This is a genomic window from Weissella oryzae SG25 (assembly GCF_000691805.2).
Lineage (GTDB): Bacteria > Bacillota > Bacilli > Lactobacillales > Lactobacillaceae > Weissella > Weissella oryzae.
The window spans coordinates 18,695-37,006 of the sequence record NZ_DF820493.1 but is presented as its reverse complement, the minus strand read 5'-3'; the positions used below and the strand labels follow the sequence as shown (position 1 = coordinate 37,006).

General features: G+C 40.1%; 18 protein-coding genes. 16 read left to right on the top strand and 2 right to left on the bottom strand.

Features of this window, described 5'->3' with window-relative positions; genetic code table 11:
• Nucleotides 1–81: 81 nt before the first annotated feature.
• On the bottom strand, nt 82–900 hold the full coding sequence (locus tag TT13_RS07690) for a peptidylprolyl isomerase (RefSeq protein ID WP_027699443.1): 819 nt from the start codon (nt 898–900) through the stop codon (nt 82–84).
• A gap of 81 nt (nt 901–981) precedes the next feature.
• On the bottom strand, nt 982–1,431 hold the full coding sequence (locus TT13_RS07685) for a universal stress protein (protein WP_027699442.1): 450 nt from the start codon (nt 1,429–1,431) through the stop codon (nt 982–984).
• A 194-nt stretch (nt 1,432–1,625) separates the two neighbouring features.
• Here TT13_RS07685 and TT13_RS07680 point away from each other — a divergent pair, with 194 nt between their 5' ends.
• The 16 genes from TT13_RS07680 (at nt 1,626) to rnr (ending at nt 18,307) form a co-directional block, all read left to right on the top strand.
• Nucleotides 1,626–3,032: an MFS transporter gene (locus TT13_RS07680; protein ID WP_082816207.1), complete on the top strand. Its 1,407-nt coding sequence runs from the start codon at nt 1,626–1,628 to the stop codon at nt 3,030–3,032.
• Nucleotides 3,033–3,650: 618 nt separating this feature from the next.
• Nucleotides 3,651–3,821, top strand: coding sequence for a type II toxin-antitoxin system RelB/DinJ family antitoxin (locus TT13_RS07675; RefSeq protein ID WP_190279646.1), 171 nt, complete (start codon nt 3,651–3,653; stop codon nt 3,819–3,821).
• Nucleotides 3,822–3,947: 126 nt separating this feature from the next.
• Nucleotides 3,948–4,322, top strand: coding sequence for a phage holin family protein (locus TT13_RS07670; protein WP_190279645.1), 375 nt, complete (start codon nt 3,948–3,950; stop codon nt 4,320–4,322).
• A 14-nt stretch (nt 4,323–4,336) separates the two neighbouring features.
• Nucleotides 4,337–5,278, top strand: a complete 942-nt coding sequence (hprK, locus tag TT13_RS07665; RefSeq protein ID WP_027699438.1) for an HPr(Ser) kinase/phosphatase — start codon at nt 4,337–4,339, stop codon at nt 5,276–5,278.
• A 121-nt stretch (nt 5,279–5,399) separates the two neighbouring features.
• Entirely contained in the window at nt 5,400–6,419 is a 1,020-nt protein-coding gene (locus TT13_RS07660) for an NAD(P)H-dependent glycerol-3-phosphate dehydrogenase (protein ID WP_027699437.1), read from the top strand.
• A 7-nt stretch (nt 6,420–6,426) separates the two neighbouring features.
• Complete coding sequence (gene galU, locus TT13_RS07655; protein WP_027699436.1) at nt 6,427–7,302, top strand: UTP--glucose-1-phosphate uridylyltransferase GalU; 876 nt, start codon at nt 6,427–6,429, stop codon at nt 7,300–7,302.
• Between the two features lie 167 nt (nt 7,303–7,469).
• Nucleotides 7,470–8,435, top strand: coding sequence for a thioredoxin-disulfide reductase (gene trxB, locus TT13_RS07650; protein WP_027699435.1), 966 nt, complete (start codon nt 7,470–7,472; stop codon nt 8,433–8,435).
• Between the two features lie 22 nt (nt 8,436–8,457).
• Entirely contained in the window at nt 8,458–9,429 is a 972-nt protein-coding gene (locus tag TT13_RS07645; protein ID WP_027699434.1) for a beta-ketoacyl-ACP synthase III, read from the top strand.
• Between the two features lie 71 nt (nt 9,430–9,500).
• On the top strand, nt 9,501–9,680 hold the full coding sequence (locus TT13_RS07640; RefSeq protein WP_027699433.1) for a hypothetical protein: 180 nt from the start codon (nt 9,501–9,503) through the stop codon (nt 9,678–9,680).
• Nucleotides 9,681–9,835: 155 nt separating this feature from the next.
• Complete coding sequence (locus TT13_RS07635) at nt 9,836–10,102, top strand: phosphocarrier protein HPr (protein WP_027699432.1); 267 nt, start codon at nt 9,836–9,838, stop codon at nt 10,100–10,102.
• Nucleotides 10,103–10,127: 25 nt separating this feature from the next.
• Nucleotides 10,128–11,852 carry a phosphoenolpyruvate--protein phosphotransferase gene (gene ptsP / locus TT13_RS07630; protein WP_027699431.1) on the top strand — a complete coding sequence of 575 codons (1,725 nt, stop codon included), beginning with the start codon at nt 10,128–10,130 and terminating at the stop codon, nt 11,850–11,852.
• Nucleotides 11,853–12,027: 175 nt separating this feature from the next.
• Nucleotides 12,028–13,167, top strand: a complete 1,140-nt coding sequence (locus TT13_RS07625; protein ID WP_045476979.1) for a polysaccharide pyruvyl transferase family protein — start codon at nt 12,028–12,030, stop codon at nt 13,165–13,167.
• Nucleotides 13,168–13,268: 101 nt separating this feature from the next.
• Nucleotides 13,269–14,048, top strand: coding sequence for a triose-phosphate isomerase (gene tpiA, locus TT13_RS07620; protein WP_027699429.1), 780 nt, complete (start codon nt 13,269–13,271; stop codon nt 14,046–14,048).
• A gap of 95 nt (nt 14,049–14,143) precedes the next feature.
• Nucleotides 14,144–15,499 carry a phosphopyruvate hydratase gene (eno, locus tag TT13_RS07615; RefSeq protein ID WP_027699428.1) on the top strand — a complete coding sequence of 452 codons (1,356 nt, stop codon included), beginning with the start codon at nt 14,144–14,146 and terminating at the stop codon, nt 15,497–15,499.
• 155 nt (nt 15,500–15,654) lie between these two features.
• Nucleotides 15,655–15,891, top strand: coding sequence for a preprotein translocase subunit SecG (gene secG / locus TT13_RS07610; protein WP_027699427.1), 237 nt, complete (start codon nt 15,655–15,657; stop codon nt 15,889–15,891).
• Between the two features lie 76 nt (nt 15,892–15,967).
• Nucleotides 15,968–18,307 (top strand): ribonuclease R, encoded by a 2,340-nt coding sequence (rnr, locus tag TT13_RS07605; protein WP_027699426.1) that lies wholly within the window; start codon nt 15,968–15,970, stop codon nt 18,305–18,307.
• Nucleotides 18,308–18,312: the final 5 nt, after the last annotated feature.

The window sequence follows — 18,312 nt, the reverse complement described above, 5'->3', positions numbered from 1 at the left end:
ACAATAAAACAGCCTGAGTTAGTGATGTATAAGCGTCACTAACTCAGGCTGTTTTTCGTTGATATTAAAAGTTTTAATTAATTATTGAGCATCGGCGGGTAGGTTAAGCGGTGCTTCTGTAGTAACTTGAATCTCAGAAATTTGAATTGCGGTTTTGGGTTTGTCATTGCTATCGACTTTGCTCTTGGCAATTTTATCAACAACGTCCATACCACTGATTACTTGACCAAAGACAGTGTAGCTACCGTCAAGGCCAGGGTTACCACCGTTTTTGTAGGCCTTGTAGATTTTACTTGGATAAGCACTCTTATCAATGTTGCCAGTCTGGTCAACTGGGTTTTGATTAATAAAGAATTGCGAACCATTCGAATCTTTTTGACCAGTATTAGCCATTGCAAGTGCGCCACGGATATTGTAAAGCGAAGAAGATGTTTCATTTTTAAAGCCAGAACCGCTATCAATCTTGCTATTGTTACCTTGCCAAATTGAATTACCACCAGTTCCGTTACCCTTTGGGTCACCACCTTGAATCATAAAATTATTGATAACACGATGAAAAATTGTGTTGTTATAATAACCGGCCTTAGCATGCGTGATAAAATTATCGACGGCCAAGGGCGCGTAGGTATTGAAAAGCTTAATCTTAATATCACCCATTGAGGTTTTGATTAAGACAACACTTTCATCTGAAGCAACTGCTTTTGAAAGCTGTGGTAAGGCCAATTGATTTAATTGACTTTGACTTTTGCCATCATTTTGGCTAGCAGTTAATTTTGAAGAACTGTTGGCTGCGTTGTTGTCAGAAGCGGTGTTGGGTTTGTTCAATGCAAAAATGACTGCACCAATAATTGCGATACTTACAACACCCAAGGCCCAGGCTTGAATTGGAATTTTTTTCATTTGATCCCCTTACTTATAATTTATAAAAAAAACGATACCTCAATTATAAGGTATCGCTGCTGATTAATATAGTAGTATAGCCTATTGAACAATCAAAACGTCAACTGTAGCATTTTGGATAACAAAGGCGGTAACTGATCCAACTAGCAAGCGCTCAAGCGCGTTTAAGCCAGATTTACCAAGCATGATTAGTTCAGTGTCATGGTCGGCTGGAAAGTCACGGGCAATAACAGTCTTAGGAGAACCAAAACGAACGTGAATATCAACATCTGAAACGCCTTCTTTACTGGCTAATGCTTTATATTCAGCTAACTTTTCTTCAGCATCTTGGACAAGTTGGTAGACTACGTCGCCAGAAATTGACATACCAGCAAGACCGGAAAGTGAGTTAGTGTCAATTACGTAAAGTAGGTCTAAACGTGTATTGTTACGCACAGCCACAGCTGAGGCCTTTTCAACGATGCGCTTTGAGATGTCTGACCCATCAACGGGGGCCAAAATGTTCTTGTAGTTCATGCTTTCTGTTGCCATGGAAAAATACCGTCCTTTTTCAAATCTGTCTGATATATATATTATACCGCATGAAATAATAAATGAAAGCGGTTTAGAATAGAAAGGATAATGAATAATCTTTAAAAAAATTGTTATAATGTTACAACACACAAAAGATATATGAGGTATGCAGGTTAGTGGAGAATAAAAGTAGTAAACATTTATGGTTGACGATGACGGCTTTAGGACTATTTACTTTCATGTCAACTTTAGATGCATCAATTGTTAATATCGCTTTACCTATCATGTCGCGGGATCTATCAGTTCCAATGAATCAGGCGACCTGGACGGTATCAATTTACTTAATTGTTATTTCAGGACTCTTAACTTTTTTTGGTCGGTTGGGGGATCAAGTTGGCAAGATTCGTGTTTTTAAGTGGGGAACTTATATTTTCACCTTGGGTTCTTTATTGGCCGGCTTTAATTTTGGTTTGGGATTTCTACTTTTTGCTCGGGTTATACAAGCGTTAGGCGCTTCTATGACAATGAGTAATTCATTTGGGATTACAACTGATGTTGCGCCACTCGCTATGCGGGCACGGGCCATGTCCTTTAATGCATTATTTGTTTCATTAGGTTCAATTGCTGGGCCGGCATTAGGTGGAATCATTTTGCAATATCTACCTTGGTCATATATATTTTGGATTAATGTTCCAGTTGGAATCCTGGCAATTATCGCAGGAAATTACTTCTTTCCTAAGAATCAACAACCAAGCCGGTCAATCAAGATTGATTGGTTTGGTGCAGGATTGTTCTTTAGTTTCATAACAGTCTTTTTCCTAGGGATTAACTTAGCCCAAATGATCGGGTTCACAGCGCCATTATCGCTATTATTAGATGCAATTTCTTTGCTTTTGTTGGGAACCTTTATAATTTGGGAGCGTCGAGTGGCTGAACCTTTATTGGATTTGACGATTTTTAAAACGGGATTGTTTACGCTGTCGTTAATTGCTTCATTATTGGTGTTTACAACTAATTTCTTCTCAAATGTTTTATTACCATTCTATCTTGAAAATTTGCGTGGCTTTTCAACCGGAAGGTCAGGCTTATATATGATGACGATTCCAGTTGCGATGATGATAGGGGCACCTTTAGCAGGAATGATTGCTGATAAATATGACCGTGAATATGTTACTTTGTTTGCACTTAGTGGATTAGTCTTGGCGATGTTTGGTTGGCGGGTAATTGATGCAAATTCAGCCATGGGCTTTGTTGTTTTATTGATGGCTCTTGCTGGTTTAGGAACCGCCTTCTTCCAAACGCCTAATAATGCTTTGATAATGACGGCGGCACCAAGTAATCAACTCGGTGTAGCGGGGGCCTTAAATGCCTTGGCACGTAATTTGGGCATGATTATTGGGACATCAGCAGTGACAACGGCCTTATATTTTTCAATGAGTAATAGTATGGGTAAAAAAGTTGTTGCTTATCCGCAAGGACACGATTTGGTTTTCGTAAAAGGGATGCAGAGTGCCTTTACTTTAGGGGCAATATTGGTGTTAATCGCTTGGTTAATAACTTTTATTCGCTTAGTAATGCGGATTAGAACTAAAAGAAGTAAGAATCGGCTTGCTAGATAGACTAAGAGCTGTTATAATTTCTTACATGCGATGAGTCGAGAGATTTCAATTTATTTGAAATTTTTTAGCCACCTCTCATTAACGACCGCATATGTCGGAGAGGGTAGTTAGTGTTTGTGGAAATACTACTGCTGCAGATGACTACTACAAGGGAAACCTTGTAACTGTATGGTGACTGATGGGTAACCATCACCGGAGCTATTGCCGGTCTTACAATAGCATGCCAAATTAAAAACCGTTGATTCTTTGAATCAACGGTTTTTTCTATTATATTAAGCGAATTTAAGAAGAAAATTATGCCTATTAGCATAAAAGTTAATTGAGTAAGATACTTGCAAGCCCAAAATGCTATAATATTGCTAATTTAAAGCTTTTAGTAATATAACTGTTTGTAAAAACGAACTTTTGTTCTCAAATATTTAGCGAATTATCATTACCTAAATAATATAAGGCCATTGAAAACAAAAATGCTTTAAAATGAAAGAATGTCAGATTAAAAAATGACTATTTATATGTGTATGACTATGAATATTCCGCTTACAAAAATAACTATATCATTTTTTGATAATGTAGTTTATAATTACTTTTATAATAAATTTGACTGAGAGAATGCGCATAATGGAAAAGTTAATTCAAATTCGTATTGAAGACGATGTAAAGCAACGTGTTGATAGTGTTTTCCGTAATGAAGGATTATCATCACAACAAGCAGTTAAGATGTTTTTGACGCAAGTCGCTAATACTGGACACTCACCATTTGAAGGTATGTTTGGTCCTCGTAACAAATAAAAGCTAGTTCTTAAAGTATTTTCGTCCTTGCGATGGAAATGCTTTTTTTATGCAATAATGGGTTTTAAAGGAAACGGTTTCTTTGTTATACTTAGCCTGAGCACTAATTGAAAGGCTTAGAGATAAATGAAAGAAATAAAATTTAAACGAATGCACTTTCTACAACGCTTGGTAATTAATGCAATAACTTTGTTAGCCTTGGCGGGTTTTTTCTCACAAGGGCTCCATATTGATTCGATTTTTACTGCTTTTATTGCAGCTTTGATTCTGGGAGTGCTGAATGCTTTGGTACGACCAGTCTTACAGCTACTTGCTTTGCCGTTGACAATTCTAACCTTCGGTTTATTTGGTTTAATTGTAAATGGAACTGTTTTATGGTTGACAGCAGCAATTGTTGGTAAGGGGTTTCAATTTACTTCGTTTGGCTGGGCAGTGTTAATTTCGATTATTATGTGGCTAGTTAATTTGGTTGTTTCAAATTATTTAGCTCGCAATGACTAAGAAGGAATAATAAAATGGCAAATTCGGTAATTACGGTTCGCGATTTACTGGCGCGGACACATTTAAGTTTATTAACTGGTGAAGACTATTTAGATCGGCAGATTACTACTCCGGATATTTCACGTCCTGGGCTTGAAATGACTGGATATTTTAATTATTATGCTCCTGAACGTGTCCAATTATTGGGAATCACTGAAACCTCCTTTATGGAGCGGATGAACCATGATGAGCTAATGCTTGTGGCGCGTAAGATGATGACTGACCGAACGCCTGCAATGGTTGTTTCAACTGGGCGCAAGTTAAAACCAGAATTTATGGATGTTGCAGCTGAAAAACAGGTGCCAGTTTTAACGACTGATTTGACTTCTTCACGGATTCTATCAAATATGACCTATTTTCTTGGTGGCGCCCTGGCTGAGCGCGAGTCAGTCCATGGCGTATTGGTCGATATTTTCGGCTTAGGGGTTTTGATTACTGGTGATTCAGGCGTTGGTAAGTCAGAAACGGCTTTGGAATTAATTCAACGTGGTCACCGCTTGATTGCTGATGATCGAGTTGACATTTACGCGCAAGATGAAGAACATTTAGTTGGTGAAGCACCAGCAATCCTACGTAATCTGATGGAATTACGTGGAGTTGGTATTATTGATGTTTTGAATCTTTTTGGCGCTGGAGCTGTGCGATCTCATGCAACGATTTCCTTCAATTTACATCTTCAAAAATGGGAAGATGGACAACAAATTGACCGTCTAGGTAATAGTGAAGATGCCTTGGTAATTGAAAATGTAGAACTACCACGCCTAGTATTACCCGTACAGACTGGACGGAATTTGGCTGTTTTGATTGAAACAGCAGCTAAGAATTTCCGTGCCAAGAAGATGGGCTTTGATGCAACCGAGACTTTTAACCGTAATTTGAACAATTTAATTGCAAAGAATTCAACGGAAAGTGAATAATTCGAATAGAATGATGATTAAATAATATATTAAGCTTGCTCGTTATTTGCAATTATCTATGGTAGTATACTCATATTGTCTGATTTTAACTATCTAACAATTCGAAATGGAGAACAATATTGTGGGAAAAGAAGTTATTGCAGTGCTTGGCGCCGGTTCGTGGGGAACGGCATTAGCGCATGTGGCAGCTGAGAACGGCCATGATGTTCGTCTATGGACATATAAACCAACACAAGTTAATGAAATTAATGAGCTACACCGTAATCACCAATACTTAGGAGATAATCCGATTCATCCTGCAGTTGTAGCAACTGCTGACATGCAGACAGCTGTGCGGGGTGCGACGATGGTATTAACGGTGGTTCCGACTAAGGCAACTAGGCAAGTAGCACGTCAATTAGCGGCGGTGTTAGTTGCACTAGACCAACAAGTTACTTTAGTTGCAGCGACTAAAGGGATTGAAGCAAATACTTATAAACGTCCGTCTGAGATGTTGGCAGAAGAAATTCCGCAAGCAAATCGATTGGGCATAGGTATTATTGCCGGACCGTCACATGCTGAAGGTGTCATCAAACATGATCCTACTTTGGTAACGATGGCTGCTGAAGATTTACAAATTGCTAAACAGATGCAGGCGGCATTCTCAAACCAATTTTTCAGGGCATACACTAACACTGACCTAGTTGGTTCTGAATTTGGTGGTGCTTTAAAAAACGTGATTGCGATTGGTGCAGGTGCAATTGAAGCCTTAGGCTTTGATGCAAATGCTAAAGCAGCGCTATTTACGCGGGGGTTGGCAGAGATGAGCCGCCTAGGGCAAGCTTTTGGCGCTAATCCATTAACCTTTATGGGTTTGGCGGGTGTTGGCGACCTCTTTGTGACAGCGACGTCGGTACATTCACGTAACTTTAGAGCAGGTCTTGAATTAGGTAAAAACAAGTCGGTAGATGAAGTCGTATCTGAAATGGGTATGGTCATTGAAGGAATTTCAACGACTAAGGTGGTACATGAGCTAGGCCGGCTTAAACATGTACCGATGCCGATTACTGATGCAATTTATAGTGTTTTATACGAAGGAAAAAATACAAAAGAAGTAGTCACGGCACTAATGGAACGTGAACTGCAACAAGAAGGGAATTAAAATTATTATGAAACCAGTACGTAAAGCAATTATTCCAGCCGCAGGACTTGGAACTCGTTTCTTGCCAGCTACTAAAGCATTAGCTAAGGAAATGTTACCTATTGTCGATAAGCCAACTATTCAATTTATTATTGAGGAAGCTTTGGCTTCAGGAATCGAAGATATCGTCATTGTTGATGGTAAGTCAAAGCGTTCAATTGAAGATCATTTTGATTCTAATCCTGAACTAGAGAATAACTTGCGGGATAAGGGTAAGGATGAATTACTTAAGATTGTTGAAGAAACAACTGACATTAATTTGTACTTCATTCGCCAATCACACCCACGTGGCCTTGGTGATGCCGTTTTGACTGCCAAGACATTTATTGGTGATGAGCCCTTTGTGGTAATGCTTGGTGATGATTTGATGACCGATGAAGTGCCATTGACTAAGCAGTTGATTGAGCGCTATGAGAAGACTGGCGAGTCAACGTTAGCTGTTATGGAAGTGCCACATGATCAAGTTTCTGAGTATGGGGTGATTGCACCTGAGATGGAACTTGAAGATGGTTTGTACCAAGTAAATTCTTTCGTTGAAAAGCCTAAGCCTGAAGATGCACCTTCAAACTTGGCAATTATTGGTCGCTATCTTTTGACGCCTGAAATTTTTGAAGAATTGGAGCAGACTGCACCAGGTAAGGGAAATGAAATTCAACTTACTGATGCAATCGATTCACTAAACAAGCGCCAACACGTTTATGCTCATAATTTTAAGGGTCGCCGTTTTGATGTCGGCTCAAAGATTGGTTTCTTGACAACTAATATCGAGTTTGGGTTAGAGCACCCACAGACAAAAGATAAGTTGCGAGCATATTTGAAAGATTTGGCTAAAGACTTAGATTAATTTAGCTAAAAAGGAAACGGGTGACTGGTCAAAGCGATCAAGCAGCCGTTTTTATTTTGACTGACTTATTTGGTTTAAGGTTAATGACTGGAAAAAAGCTAGGTAAGCGGGTAAAATATTATATTGAAGCTAACAAATAGTTAGTGTTATGTACGGAGGAAAACAATATGAAGCACTACGATACAATTATTATTGGGGCTGGCCCTGGTGGTATGACGGCTGCTACTTATACTTCGCGTGCTAATATGTCGGTCTTAATGATCGACCGGGGAATATATGGCGGTCAAATGAACAATACAGCTGAAATTGAAAACTATCCCGGGTTTGAATTAGTGTTGGGGCCTGACCTTTCTGAAAAAATGTACGCTTCAGCGACAAAATTTGGTGCTGAATATGCATTTGGTACGGTACAACACATTGAAACGCTACCAGATAAGACATGGCAGGTTGTTACTGATGTGGATCAATATATTACGAATACAGTAATTCTTGCTACCGGTGCTGCTTATAAAAAGCTGGGTGTACCTGGTGAAGAAACATTTACAGGACGAGGTGTTTCTTACTGTGCCGTTTGTGATGGTGGCTTTTTCCGTAACCAAGAAGTTGTTGTGATTGGCGGCGGGGATTCAGCAATCGAAGAAGCAACTTATTTAGCGGGGATTGTTGACCATGTGACGGTTATTCATCGTCGTGATAGTTTACGAGCACAAAAGATTTTGCAAGACCGCGCTTTTGCTAATGAAAAAATTGATTTTGTTTGGGATACAGTTGTTGAAGAGATTACAGGAGCTGACAATCGGGTTAGCGGTGTTAATGTGCGTAATGTAAAAACACAGGAACAAAGCTTTATTCCTGCTGCTGGCGTCTTTATCTACGTTGGAGTTCTTCCGGTATCAGAAGCTTTTACTGATTTAGGGGTGACGAACGAGCAAGGTTGGGTAGTAACTGACGATGCAATGCAGACAAAGCAGGCGGGAATTTTTGCAATTGGCGATGTTCGTGAGAAAACTTTACGGCAAATCACTACGGCCGTTGGTGATGGTGCAATTGCTGGCCAAAATGCCTTCAATTACAATGAGAACTTTAAAATTACGCAAGCTAATATGGAGAATGCGAACTCAGTAGCTGAGTAAGCATTAATAACGAGGACGTAACATGACGCAAGGTAGTAGAATTTTAGCATCAGCGCATTATGTACCTAACAATGTTATCGATAACGATGAATTGGCACAAATAATGCCAACCAGTGATGCCTGGATTCAAAAGCATACCGGAATTAAGACACGACATATTTCACTAGAAGGTGAAAATACATCTGATTTAGCAACTAAAGCGGCGCAAAAAGCCTTGATACAAGCCGGTCTATCGGCTAATGATATAGACTTAATCATTGTTGCGACCTTTACGCCCGATGGATTAGCGCCTTCAACGGCGGCATTGGTTCAGCGTAATATTGGTGCAAGTAAGGCTTTTGCCTATGATATATCAACCGCCTGTGCGGGCTTTATCTTCGCACTAAGCACGGCTGACAAGTTTTTACAAACAGCAAATTATGATAGAGTCTTAGTGATTGCAGCTGAGGTTAATTCGAAGATGATGGATTTTACAGACCGAACTTCAGCCGTTTTTTTTGGTGATGGCGCAGCGGCTTTTGTTTTAGGAGCCAGCGAAGATGGCGTTTTAGCGGCAGAATCGCTCCATACCATTGGCAATGACCGGGTTGTTCAGTCTGGTAAAATTCCACCCCTCAAGGAGCTGAAAGCGGACAACTATCCAGAGATAACGGCCTTTCATCAAGAAGGGCGTGAGGTCTTTAGTGAAGTGTTACGTTTGATTCCAACGCATATCAAGACCTTCTTGGCCGATAATGCGCTAGTGCCAGCTGATATTGACTATTTTGTTTTGCATCAAGCCAATCTAAGAATCATTGAAGCCTTGGCTGACGAACTCGGGCAACCGCTAGAAAAATTTGCGCAAAATGTAATTAAATATGGCAATACTTCGGCAGCAGGAATTGCGATTGGGTTAGATGAGTATCGGACTAATAATGATTTAACTGGTAAGCGGATTTTGTTGACCGGTTTTGGTGCTGGTTTTACTTATGGCTCAATTTTGCTAACGTTTTAGTTTGTGTTTAAGAAAATTCTTTTATCGCTGGGATAGTGGTAAAATTGTAGTTAGTTCATGGGAGGTTTAATATGGATTTTAAAGCGCTTTTAGCTGACTTACACAATGGTGAGATTGATAGTTTTCAAGTTACCAAAGATAATTATTTAGATTTTTATAATATTTGGCGCAATTATCCTTATCAGAATACAGTTCGTGGGATTGCTGATTTAGACGGGGTTGTAACTTATGTGCGAGAGTTAGAAAATTAATTATAAAAAAATAAAATATACTTTGAAAATTAGATGAAAGCGCTTGCGAATGCCTTACAAACCTGCTAGAATGGTTGATGTAGTCAAATCTATATTTATTGTGGATTTTTGACCTTTATAAAAAAGAGAAAAACAGATCTAAGGAGATTTTTATCATGGAATCACGCGAATTTCACATTGTAGCCGAAACAGGTATCCACGCTCGTCCAGCAACTTTGTTGGTTCAAGCTGCTTCAAAGTTCTCATCAAGTGTTACTTTGTCATACCAAGGTAAAGATGTAAATTTGAAGTCAATTATGGGTGTTATGTCACTTGGTGTTGGTCAAGGTGCTGAAGTTAAGATTACTGCTGAGGGTGAAGATGAAACAGAAGCACTTGATGCAATTGCTAACACTATGTCAGCTGAAGGTTTAGTTGACTAAAAGACAACTCATTGAGGGATAAACGATGGCAGATGAAATTAGGGGGATTGCTGCATCAAACGGTGTTGCAATTGCGAAAGCATACAAGCTCGTTGATCCTGATTTGTCTTTTGAACAACGTACAATTGATAACGTTGAAGCAGAAAAAGGCCGCCTTAGAGCGGCCTTTGATGCATCAAAGGCAGATTTGGAACAAATTAAAGCTAAAGCACTAGTAAGCATGGGCGAAGCAGAGTCTGAAGTCTTTACTGCACATATTATGGTTCTTGAAGACCCAGAGTTATCGGCGGGAATCGAAGGGCAGATTACAACGGATAAAGTAAATGCTGAAGCAGCGCTTACAGCAATTACAGATACTTACATTGCAATGTTTGAAGGCATGGCAGATGATAATCCTTATATGGCTGAACGGGCGGCTGATATTCGTGACGTGACCAAACGTGTTTTGGCACATCTATTGAATAAGCAGTTGCCAAATCCGGCTTTGATTGATGAAGAAGTTATCATTGTTGCTAATGATATGACACCATCAGATACAGCTCAATTGGACCGTAATTTTGTTAAGGGTTTCATCACTAATATTGGTGGTCGAACTGCGCATGCAGCCATTATGGCACGGACTTTAGAGATTCCCGCAATTGTGGGTTCTGAAGTTGCTACGCAAAAAATTGCTGATGGTCAGATGATGATTCTGGATGGCTTAGACGGACTTGCAATTGTTGAACCAAGCGGTGAGCAAATAAGTGCCTATCAGACTAAGGGAAACCAATATCTTGCTCAAAAGGCTGAATGGGCCAAGTTGAAGGATAAGGAATCAGTAACAGCTGATGGTAAAGTCTTCATGATTGGTGCAAATATTGGGACGCCTAAAGACTTAGCAGGTGTACTTGATAATGGTGGAGAAGGCGTTGGCCTTTATCGTACCGAATTCCTCTATATGGATTCAAAAGAGTTACCAACTGAAGAAGAGCAGTTTACTGCCTATAAGGCTGTTTTAGAAGGCATGGCAGGCAAGACTGTTACTGTTCGAACAATGGACATCGGTGGTGATAAAAACTTACCATATCTACCTTTACCTAAAGAAGAAAATCCTTTCTTGGGTTACCGTGCAATTCGTATTTCCTTGGATCGCGATGATATCTTCCGCACACAGCTACGGGCTCTACTACGGGCATCGGTTTATGGTAACTTATGGATTATGTTCCCAATGGTAGCCACCTTACCAGAATTCCGAGCTGCGCGAAAAATTTTCGACGAGGAAAAGGCTAAGTTAGAAGCGCAAGGGATTTTAGTTGCTGAAGACATTAAATTAGGAATTATGATTGAAGTGCCAGCAGCTGCAATCTTAGCTGATAAGTTTGCAGCAGAAGTGGATTTCTTTTCAATTGGAACTAACGATTTGATTGGATATTCAATGGCTGCTGATCGTGGTAATGATAAGATTTCATATCTTTACCAGCCCTATAATCCATCGATTTTGCGTTTGATTAAGAATGTGATTGATGCGGCGCATGATCATGGTAAGTTTGCTGCCATGTGTGGCGAGATGGCTGGGGATCCGATTGCACTACCACTTTTAGTTGGTATGGGCTTGGATGAGTTCTCGATGTCAGCAACCTCAATGCTTCAAGCGCGTTCATTGATGAAGAAGCTAGACACGACAGCAATGCAAGCATTGGCTGAACAGGCTTTGGATATGGACACAAATGATGAAGTAAAGGCTTTGGTTGAGTCGTCCATTAATAATTAAGTAGATGAGTAAAAACAGGTTCCTTTATTGGCGATACTTTAATTCAAAAGTTAGCCAGCTAAGAAGGAACCTGTTATTTTATTTAATAATAAAATAGTAATTTTGAGAAAAACGAATGGTTGCTAAATGCTATGGGGAGTAATGCAATATTGATAATATGGAGGAAGCTTTAATAATGGAATACTACTTAATATCAACAGCTGGCTACCCTAATTTTGGCGATGAAATGATTGTTAGAACTTGGCTGAAGTATTTTAAGATCCACCACCCTGAGGCTAAAGTAACCTTGGATGTACCCTTCCCGGCCCGAGCTCAGTTTTTATTTGCAAATGATTTTGAAAATATTATTTTTGTTGACACTGTTTGGAATGCAATTTATAAGGCTGAGAGTGATGGAGCAAGTTTAACCAACCCCGAGAAGTTATTTGAAGCGTTAGAAGGGAATGATCCGCGAAATAGTGCGGGTATTAATCACTTGATGAATGCACAATCAATTCATCTATTAGGTGGTGGGTATTTTTCAGTTGATCAAGATGTTTTTACTAGAACCTATCTTTTTTTCCCGCTACTAAAATATGTTAAGGATCATAATCCACAAGTGAAATTGTTTGCTACTGGACTAGGCTTAACGCCAATTTCATCATTATATGCTGATTGTTTAGCAGAAAAATATGTGCCAGTTTTTGACTATTTTGGAGTTCGTGACCAAGAGAGCGCTAAGATTAATGGCACCCAGTATGAAGTTGATGATGTTTTTATGGCAAAAAAGTTAGATGCATTGAAACTTAATGTTAGTGATGACAATCCGGATATATTACTATCGATTAGTTCGTTTAGCTCAATGGATGATGAACAGAATTTTATTGCTAAGTTAATTAAATTTTTGGAGCGACCGGAAAATCAAACTAAAAAAATTGGGGTTTTGGAAGCAATGATTCCAGATGATAATTGGCTATTTTTCTCTGATGTTTGGAATGATTTTCCTGATATTAAAGCGCGGCTAAAATTTTATGGTTTTTGGGATATTTGGCAAAAGGGTATTCCCTATAAAAAGGATCAGCTTTGGGTAACTACGCGCTTTCACTATCATCTCGTAGGGGCGCTTCTGGGCGTTAAAGGAACAGCTGTTTTGCTTGGTGATGATTACTATGCTACAAAACATAATTCCTTAAGTAAAATTGGGACTGGCTGGCAAATTTTAGCCTTAGATTCGCAGACTGACATTAAACCTACGAGTTCTAAAATGGGATTAAAGTTATTACAATTAAAAATAGATGCTAAGATGCGACGGATTGATAATCTTTTTATTGATTAACCTTAAAGCAGCTTTGCACTTTTATTGCTTTATCCTATACTTAAGATTGTTATAATGAGCATTACAGCTAGATTTTAACCAAAGTTTTGGAGGCAAATAAAATGGCACGACGACCAATTGTGATTGCCAACTGGAAAATGAATAAATTACCAGGCGAAGTTACAGCTTATATTAAAGATGTTGCAAAGCAATTAGTAAAATATCCAGAAGTCGATACTGTATTGGCGGGACAAGATGTATTACTAACGTCAATGGTTCATGCGGCAAAGGGAAGCCCAATTTTAATTGGTGCTGAAAATGTTTACTGGGAAGATCGGGGTGCTTATACCGGAGAAACTAGCCCAGCAGCGCTGGCTGATCTAGGGGTTAGTTATGTGATTATTGGTCATTCAGAACGACGTAATTATTTTCGTGAAACAGATGAGATGGTTAATTTAAAGGTTTTAGCGGCACTACGAAATGGCTTGTTACCAATTATTGCGATTGATGAAAATATCCAATTGGTTTCAAACGATGACCATATGCACTGGGTTGTAAATCAAGTGATTGAGTCATTAAAAGGGATTCCAGCAAAAACAGCGGCGCAACTAATGTTGGCTTATGAACCAACCCAAGCAATCGGTTCAGGCCAAGCAATGAATGCAGAAAGTGTTCAAAAAAGCTTGCATATTATGCGGGCAACCTTAGCGGATATGTACGGTCAAGCAATTGCCGCCCAAATTCGGATTCTTTATGGTGGTTCGGTTCGCCCTAATAATGCCTTTGAACTAATGAATCAACCAGATGTAGATGGTGTGTTAGTTGGTGATGCGGCATTAGATGCAACTACTTTTATTGAACTGGTTCAATTAGCCGAACAAGCAAAACGTTTTGCTGAATAAAAAAACGTGCAATGCTTCGCAAGACCGTTAAATATGTTACAATTGTTTGCAAGGGAATTACCCAAAATTTTAGAGTCATGTAAGGAGAAGGCAAGATGTCTGCAATTACTGATATTTATGCACGTGAGGTTTTGGACTCACGTGGTAACCCCACAGTTGAAGTTGAGGTTTACACAGAGCTAGGTGGTTTCGGCCGCGGTATCGTCCCTTCAGGGGCTTCTACTGGTGTTAATGAAGCCGTAGAGCTACGTGATGGTGACAAAGACCGTTTCCTAGGTAAGGGAGTCTTGAAGGCTGTTGACAATGTCAACAAGATCATCAAGGACAAGTTGATTGGTATGGACGTTACTGACCAAGTTTTGTTGGATCGTACAATGATTGCATTGGACGGTACACCAAACAAGGGTAAGTTGGGTGCTAACGCCATTCTAGGTGTTTCAATTGCCGCTGCCCGTGCAGCTGCTGACGAGTTAGGTACACCATTGTACAACTACCTAGGTGGATTTAACGCCAAGGTTTTGCCAACACCAATGATGAACGTTATCAATGGTGGAGCTCACGCTGATAACTCAGTTGACTTCCAAGAGTTCATGATTATGCCTGTTGGTGCTAAGTCTGTTGCAGAAGCTATTCGAATGGGTTCAGAAACATTCCATGCTTTGCAAAAGTTGTTGAAGGCATCTGGACATTCAACTGCTGTTGGGGATGAAGGTGGATTTGCTCCTAACTTCGCTTCAAATGCAGAGCCATTTGAATACTTGTTGAAGGCTATCGAGGCAGCTGGTTACAAGCCTGGTAAGGATATTGCTATTGCCTTTGACGTTGCTTCATCAGAGTTCTTTGATGCTAAGACTGGTATTTACACACTTGCTGGTGAGCCAGATAAGCAAGAGTACACGACTGACGAGTTCATCGAGTACCTATCTGACTTGGTTGCGAAGTATCCAGTTGTTTCAATCGAGGATCCATTGGCTGAAGCTGCTGACTTGGATGACGAAGCACAATGGGATGCTTGGGCTAAGTTGACTGCTAAGTTGGGCAAGAAGGTTCAACTTGTTGGTGATGACTTCTTCGTTACAAATACTACTTTCTTGAAGAAGGGTATTGAGAAGAAGGCTGCTAACGCAATCTTGATCAAGGTTAACCAAATTGGTACTTTGACTGAGACAATGGAAGCAATTGAAATGGCTAAAGAAGCTGGTTACACAGCTATCGTGTCACACCGTTCAGGTGAGACTGAAGACACAACAATTGCTGACTTGGTTGTCGCAACTAATGCCGGCCAAATCAAGACAGGTTCAATGTCACGTACTGACCGGATTGCTAAGTATAACCAATTGATGCGTATTGAAGACTTGTTGACAGACAAGGTTGCTGAATACAAGGGTATTCACAGCTTCTACAACATCGATAAGGAAGCTCGCGAAGCAATTCTTAACTTCGAAGCATAATTAGTAAGTTAGTAAGATAAAAAGCAGGTGCATAATTGCACCTGCTTTTTATTTTTGAAAAATCAATTGCTTACTTAAAGCAGACAAATTTGAAAATATAAAATGGCTATGCTAAAATAATACAGTACTTGTGTAATGAATAGAGGAGGCGCCCCATGTATAATATTTTGTTAACAGCGATGATTGTGATTGGGCTTTTGATTATTATTGCGGTTCTAATGCAACCATCAAAACAACAAGATGCGTTGTCTGCTTTGTCAGGTGGCGGTGGGGATTTATTCGCCACACAAAAATCACGTGGCTTTGAAGCTGTTATGCAACGAATCACGGCGATTTTAGGAGCTATATGGTTTATCATTGGCTTGGCCTTGGTTTACGTTGGTTCACATTAATAATTTAGAGTACTATAGTCCCTCTCGTGACCTTAAGTCTGCGAGGGGGTTTTTTAGAAAAGAAATGGAAGAAAAAATGGAAGAAAATACATTACAAGACCAATTATTTGGTTTTTTAAAAGCAAATTCCACGCAAGCTTTTTCAGCCCAAAATTTAACGGATGGGTTACATTTAGCTGATAGTCAAGCTTTTACTAAAGTCGTACAGGCTTTAGCTGCGCTGGAACGGGCACGTAAAGTTCGTGTTACACAAGCCGGCGATTTTCAATATAACGCTGATAGTGAAGGAGTCATTGGTATTTTTAAGGCTAATGATAAGGGCTTCGGTTTTGTCCATTATGATGAACAGGCAGAAGATATCTTTATTAATCCAGATAATACGTTATTAGCCCAACAGGGTGATGAAGTTCGGGTTAAATTAATTACTAAGCCGGATAGTGCTAATGGTCGCGGACCAGAAGGCCGTGTAATGGAGATTATTACGCGGCATTTTACCCAATTGGTGGGTGCGTTTAAGCTCGGTTCAGAATATGCTGGTTATATTGGTTCGGTTCGTTTAACAGACAAGAAACTAGCAGCTCATCAATTACTGATTAAAGATGGCGGTTTAAAGCCTAATGATGGTGAAGTTGTTGTAGTATCAATTGATGAGTATCCAAGTTTGGCAGCGCCAAAGCGCTTTACCGGTGTCGTAACTGAGACAATTGGTTACAAAGATGAACCTGGTGTGGACATTTTACAAGTTGTTTATCAACACGAAGTGCCACATGTTTTCCCAGCCGATGTTTTGGAACAGGCCGAAAAGATTCCCGCAGAAGTACAAGCTGCTGAACGCGAAGGTCGTGAAGATATTACTGACCAACCATTAGTGACTATTGATTCAATTGAATCAAAGGATTTGGATGATGCAGTTGTCGTTTGGCGCTTAGCAAACGGTAATTTTCATTTAGGTGTGCATATTGCCGATGTTTCACATTATGTCGTTGAAGGTACTCCTTTGGATCGTGAAGCTTATAAGCGGGGGACCTCAGTTTATTTGACCGATCGGGTAATCCCAATGTTGCCAAGAAACATCTCTAATGGAATTGCATCACTTAATCCTGGTGTTGACCGGCTAGCAATGTCAGCTGAAATGGAGTTTACGCCAGATGGTCGCTTGGTAAATCATCGGCTACATACGTCAGTCATGCGGTCACATGCCCGTATGACTTATAAGGCTGTTAATGCGATTTTGGCTGGTGATGCAGAAACTCGCGATGAATACCGCGAATTAGTGCCAATGTTTGAAGAGATGGCTTTGTTACATGAGGCTTTGGCTAATCGCCGTACAGAGCGTGGGGCAATTGAGTTTGATGCACCTGAGGCAAAAATTATCGTCGATGAAAATGGTAAGCCAACGGACATTCAACTACGGGAACGTGGTTTGTCAGAACGGATTATTGAGTCATTTATGTTGGCTGCCAACGAAGCAGTAGCCATGCACTTTGATCAAGCCAAAGTACCGTTCCTATATCGGATTCACGAATCACCAGACTTAGATCGGGTAACCAAGTTCTTTGAATTTGTGAAAGCCCTTGGCGCACCAGTCTACGCTGATCCAAATAAAGTCCAGTCAAGTGATTTGCAGACAATTCACAACTATTTTGCTGATCGCCCAGAAGAGCAGATGGTTTCAACCATGATGTTACGGACGATGAAGCAGGCGAAGTATTCAGATGAGCCATTAGGACACTTTGGAATTGGGGCGCAATACTACACGCACTTTACATCGCCAATTCGGCGTTATCCTGATTTGACGGTACATCGTTTGATTAAGTGGTACGCAAGTGCTGGCCTTGATGAGCAGGCACAAGCCAAGTATCGTGATCAACTTGCCCAGATTGGTGCTGATACATCAACCCGTGAGCGTCGGGCAATTGATACCGAGCGTGATACTGATGCAATGAAGAAGGCTGAGTTTATGGAAGATCGCCTTGGTGAAGAATTTGATGCGGTTGTAAACGGCGTTTTGAAGTTCGGAATGTTTGTATCACTTGAAAATACAGTTGAAGGTTTGATTCATACTTCTAATTTGACTGATGATAATTATTATTTTGATGAGGGACATTTGGCCTTGATTGGCCGGCGTTCACACCATATTTATCAAATTGGTCAAACGGTTAAAGTCCGCTTGATTCGCGTTGATAAGGAGCAATCAGCTCTTGATTTTGTCTTGGTTGACCCAGAAGCCGCACCGGTTACAGACATTAAAGTGCCTGAAGAACGCCATGGTCGTGGCAATTTTGCGAGCCGTAATCGGAATGAGCGTCGTCACAACGACAAAGATGCTAAGAAAAATAATCAAGGGTATAAAGCTGGTGGAGCAAAGAGTCCAAAGCAAAGTACCAATGGTGGATCACACCGGCAGCACAACTAAATTAG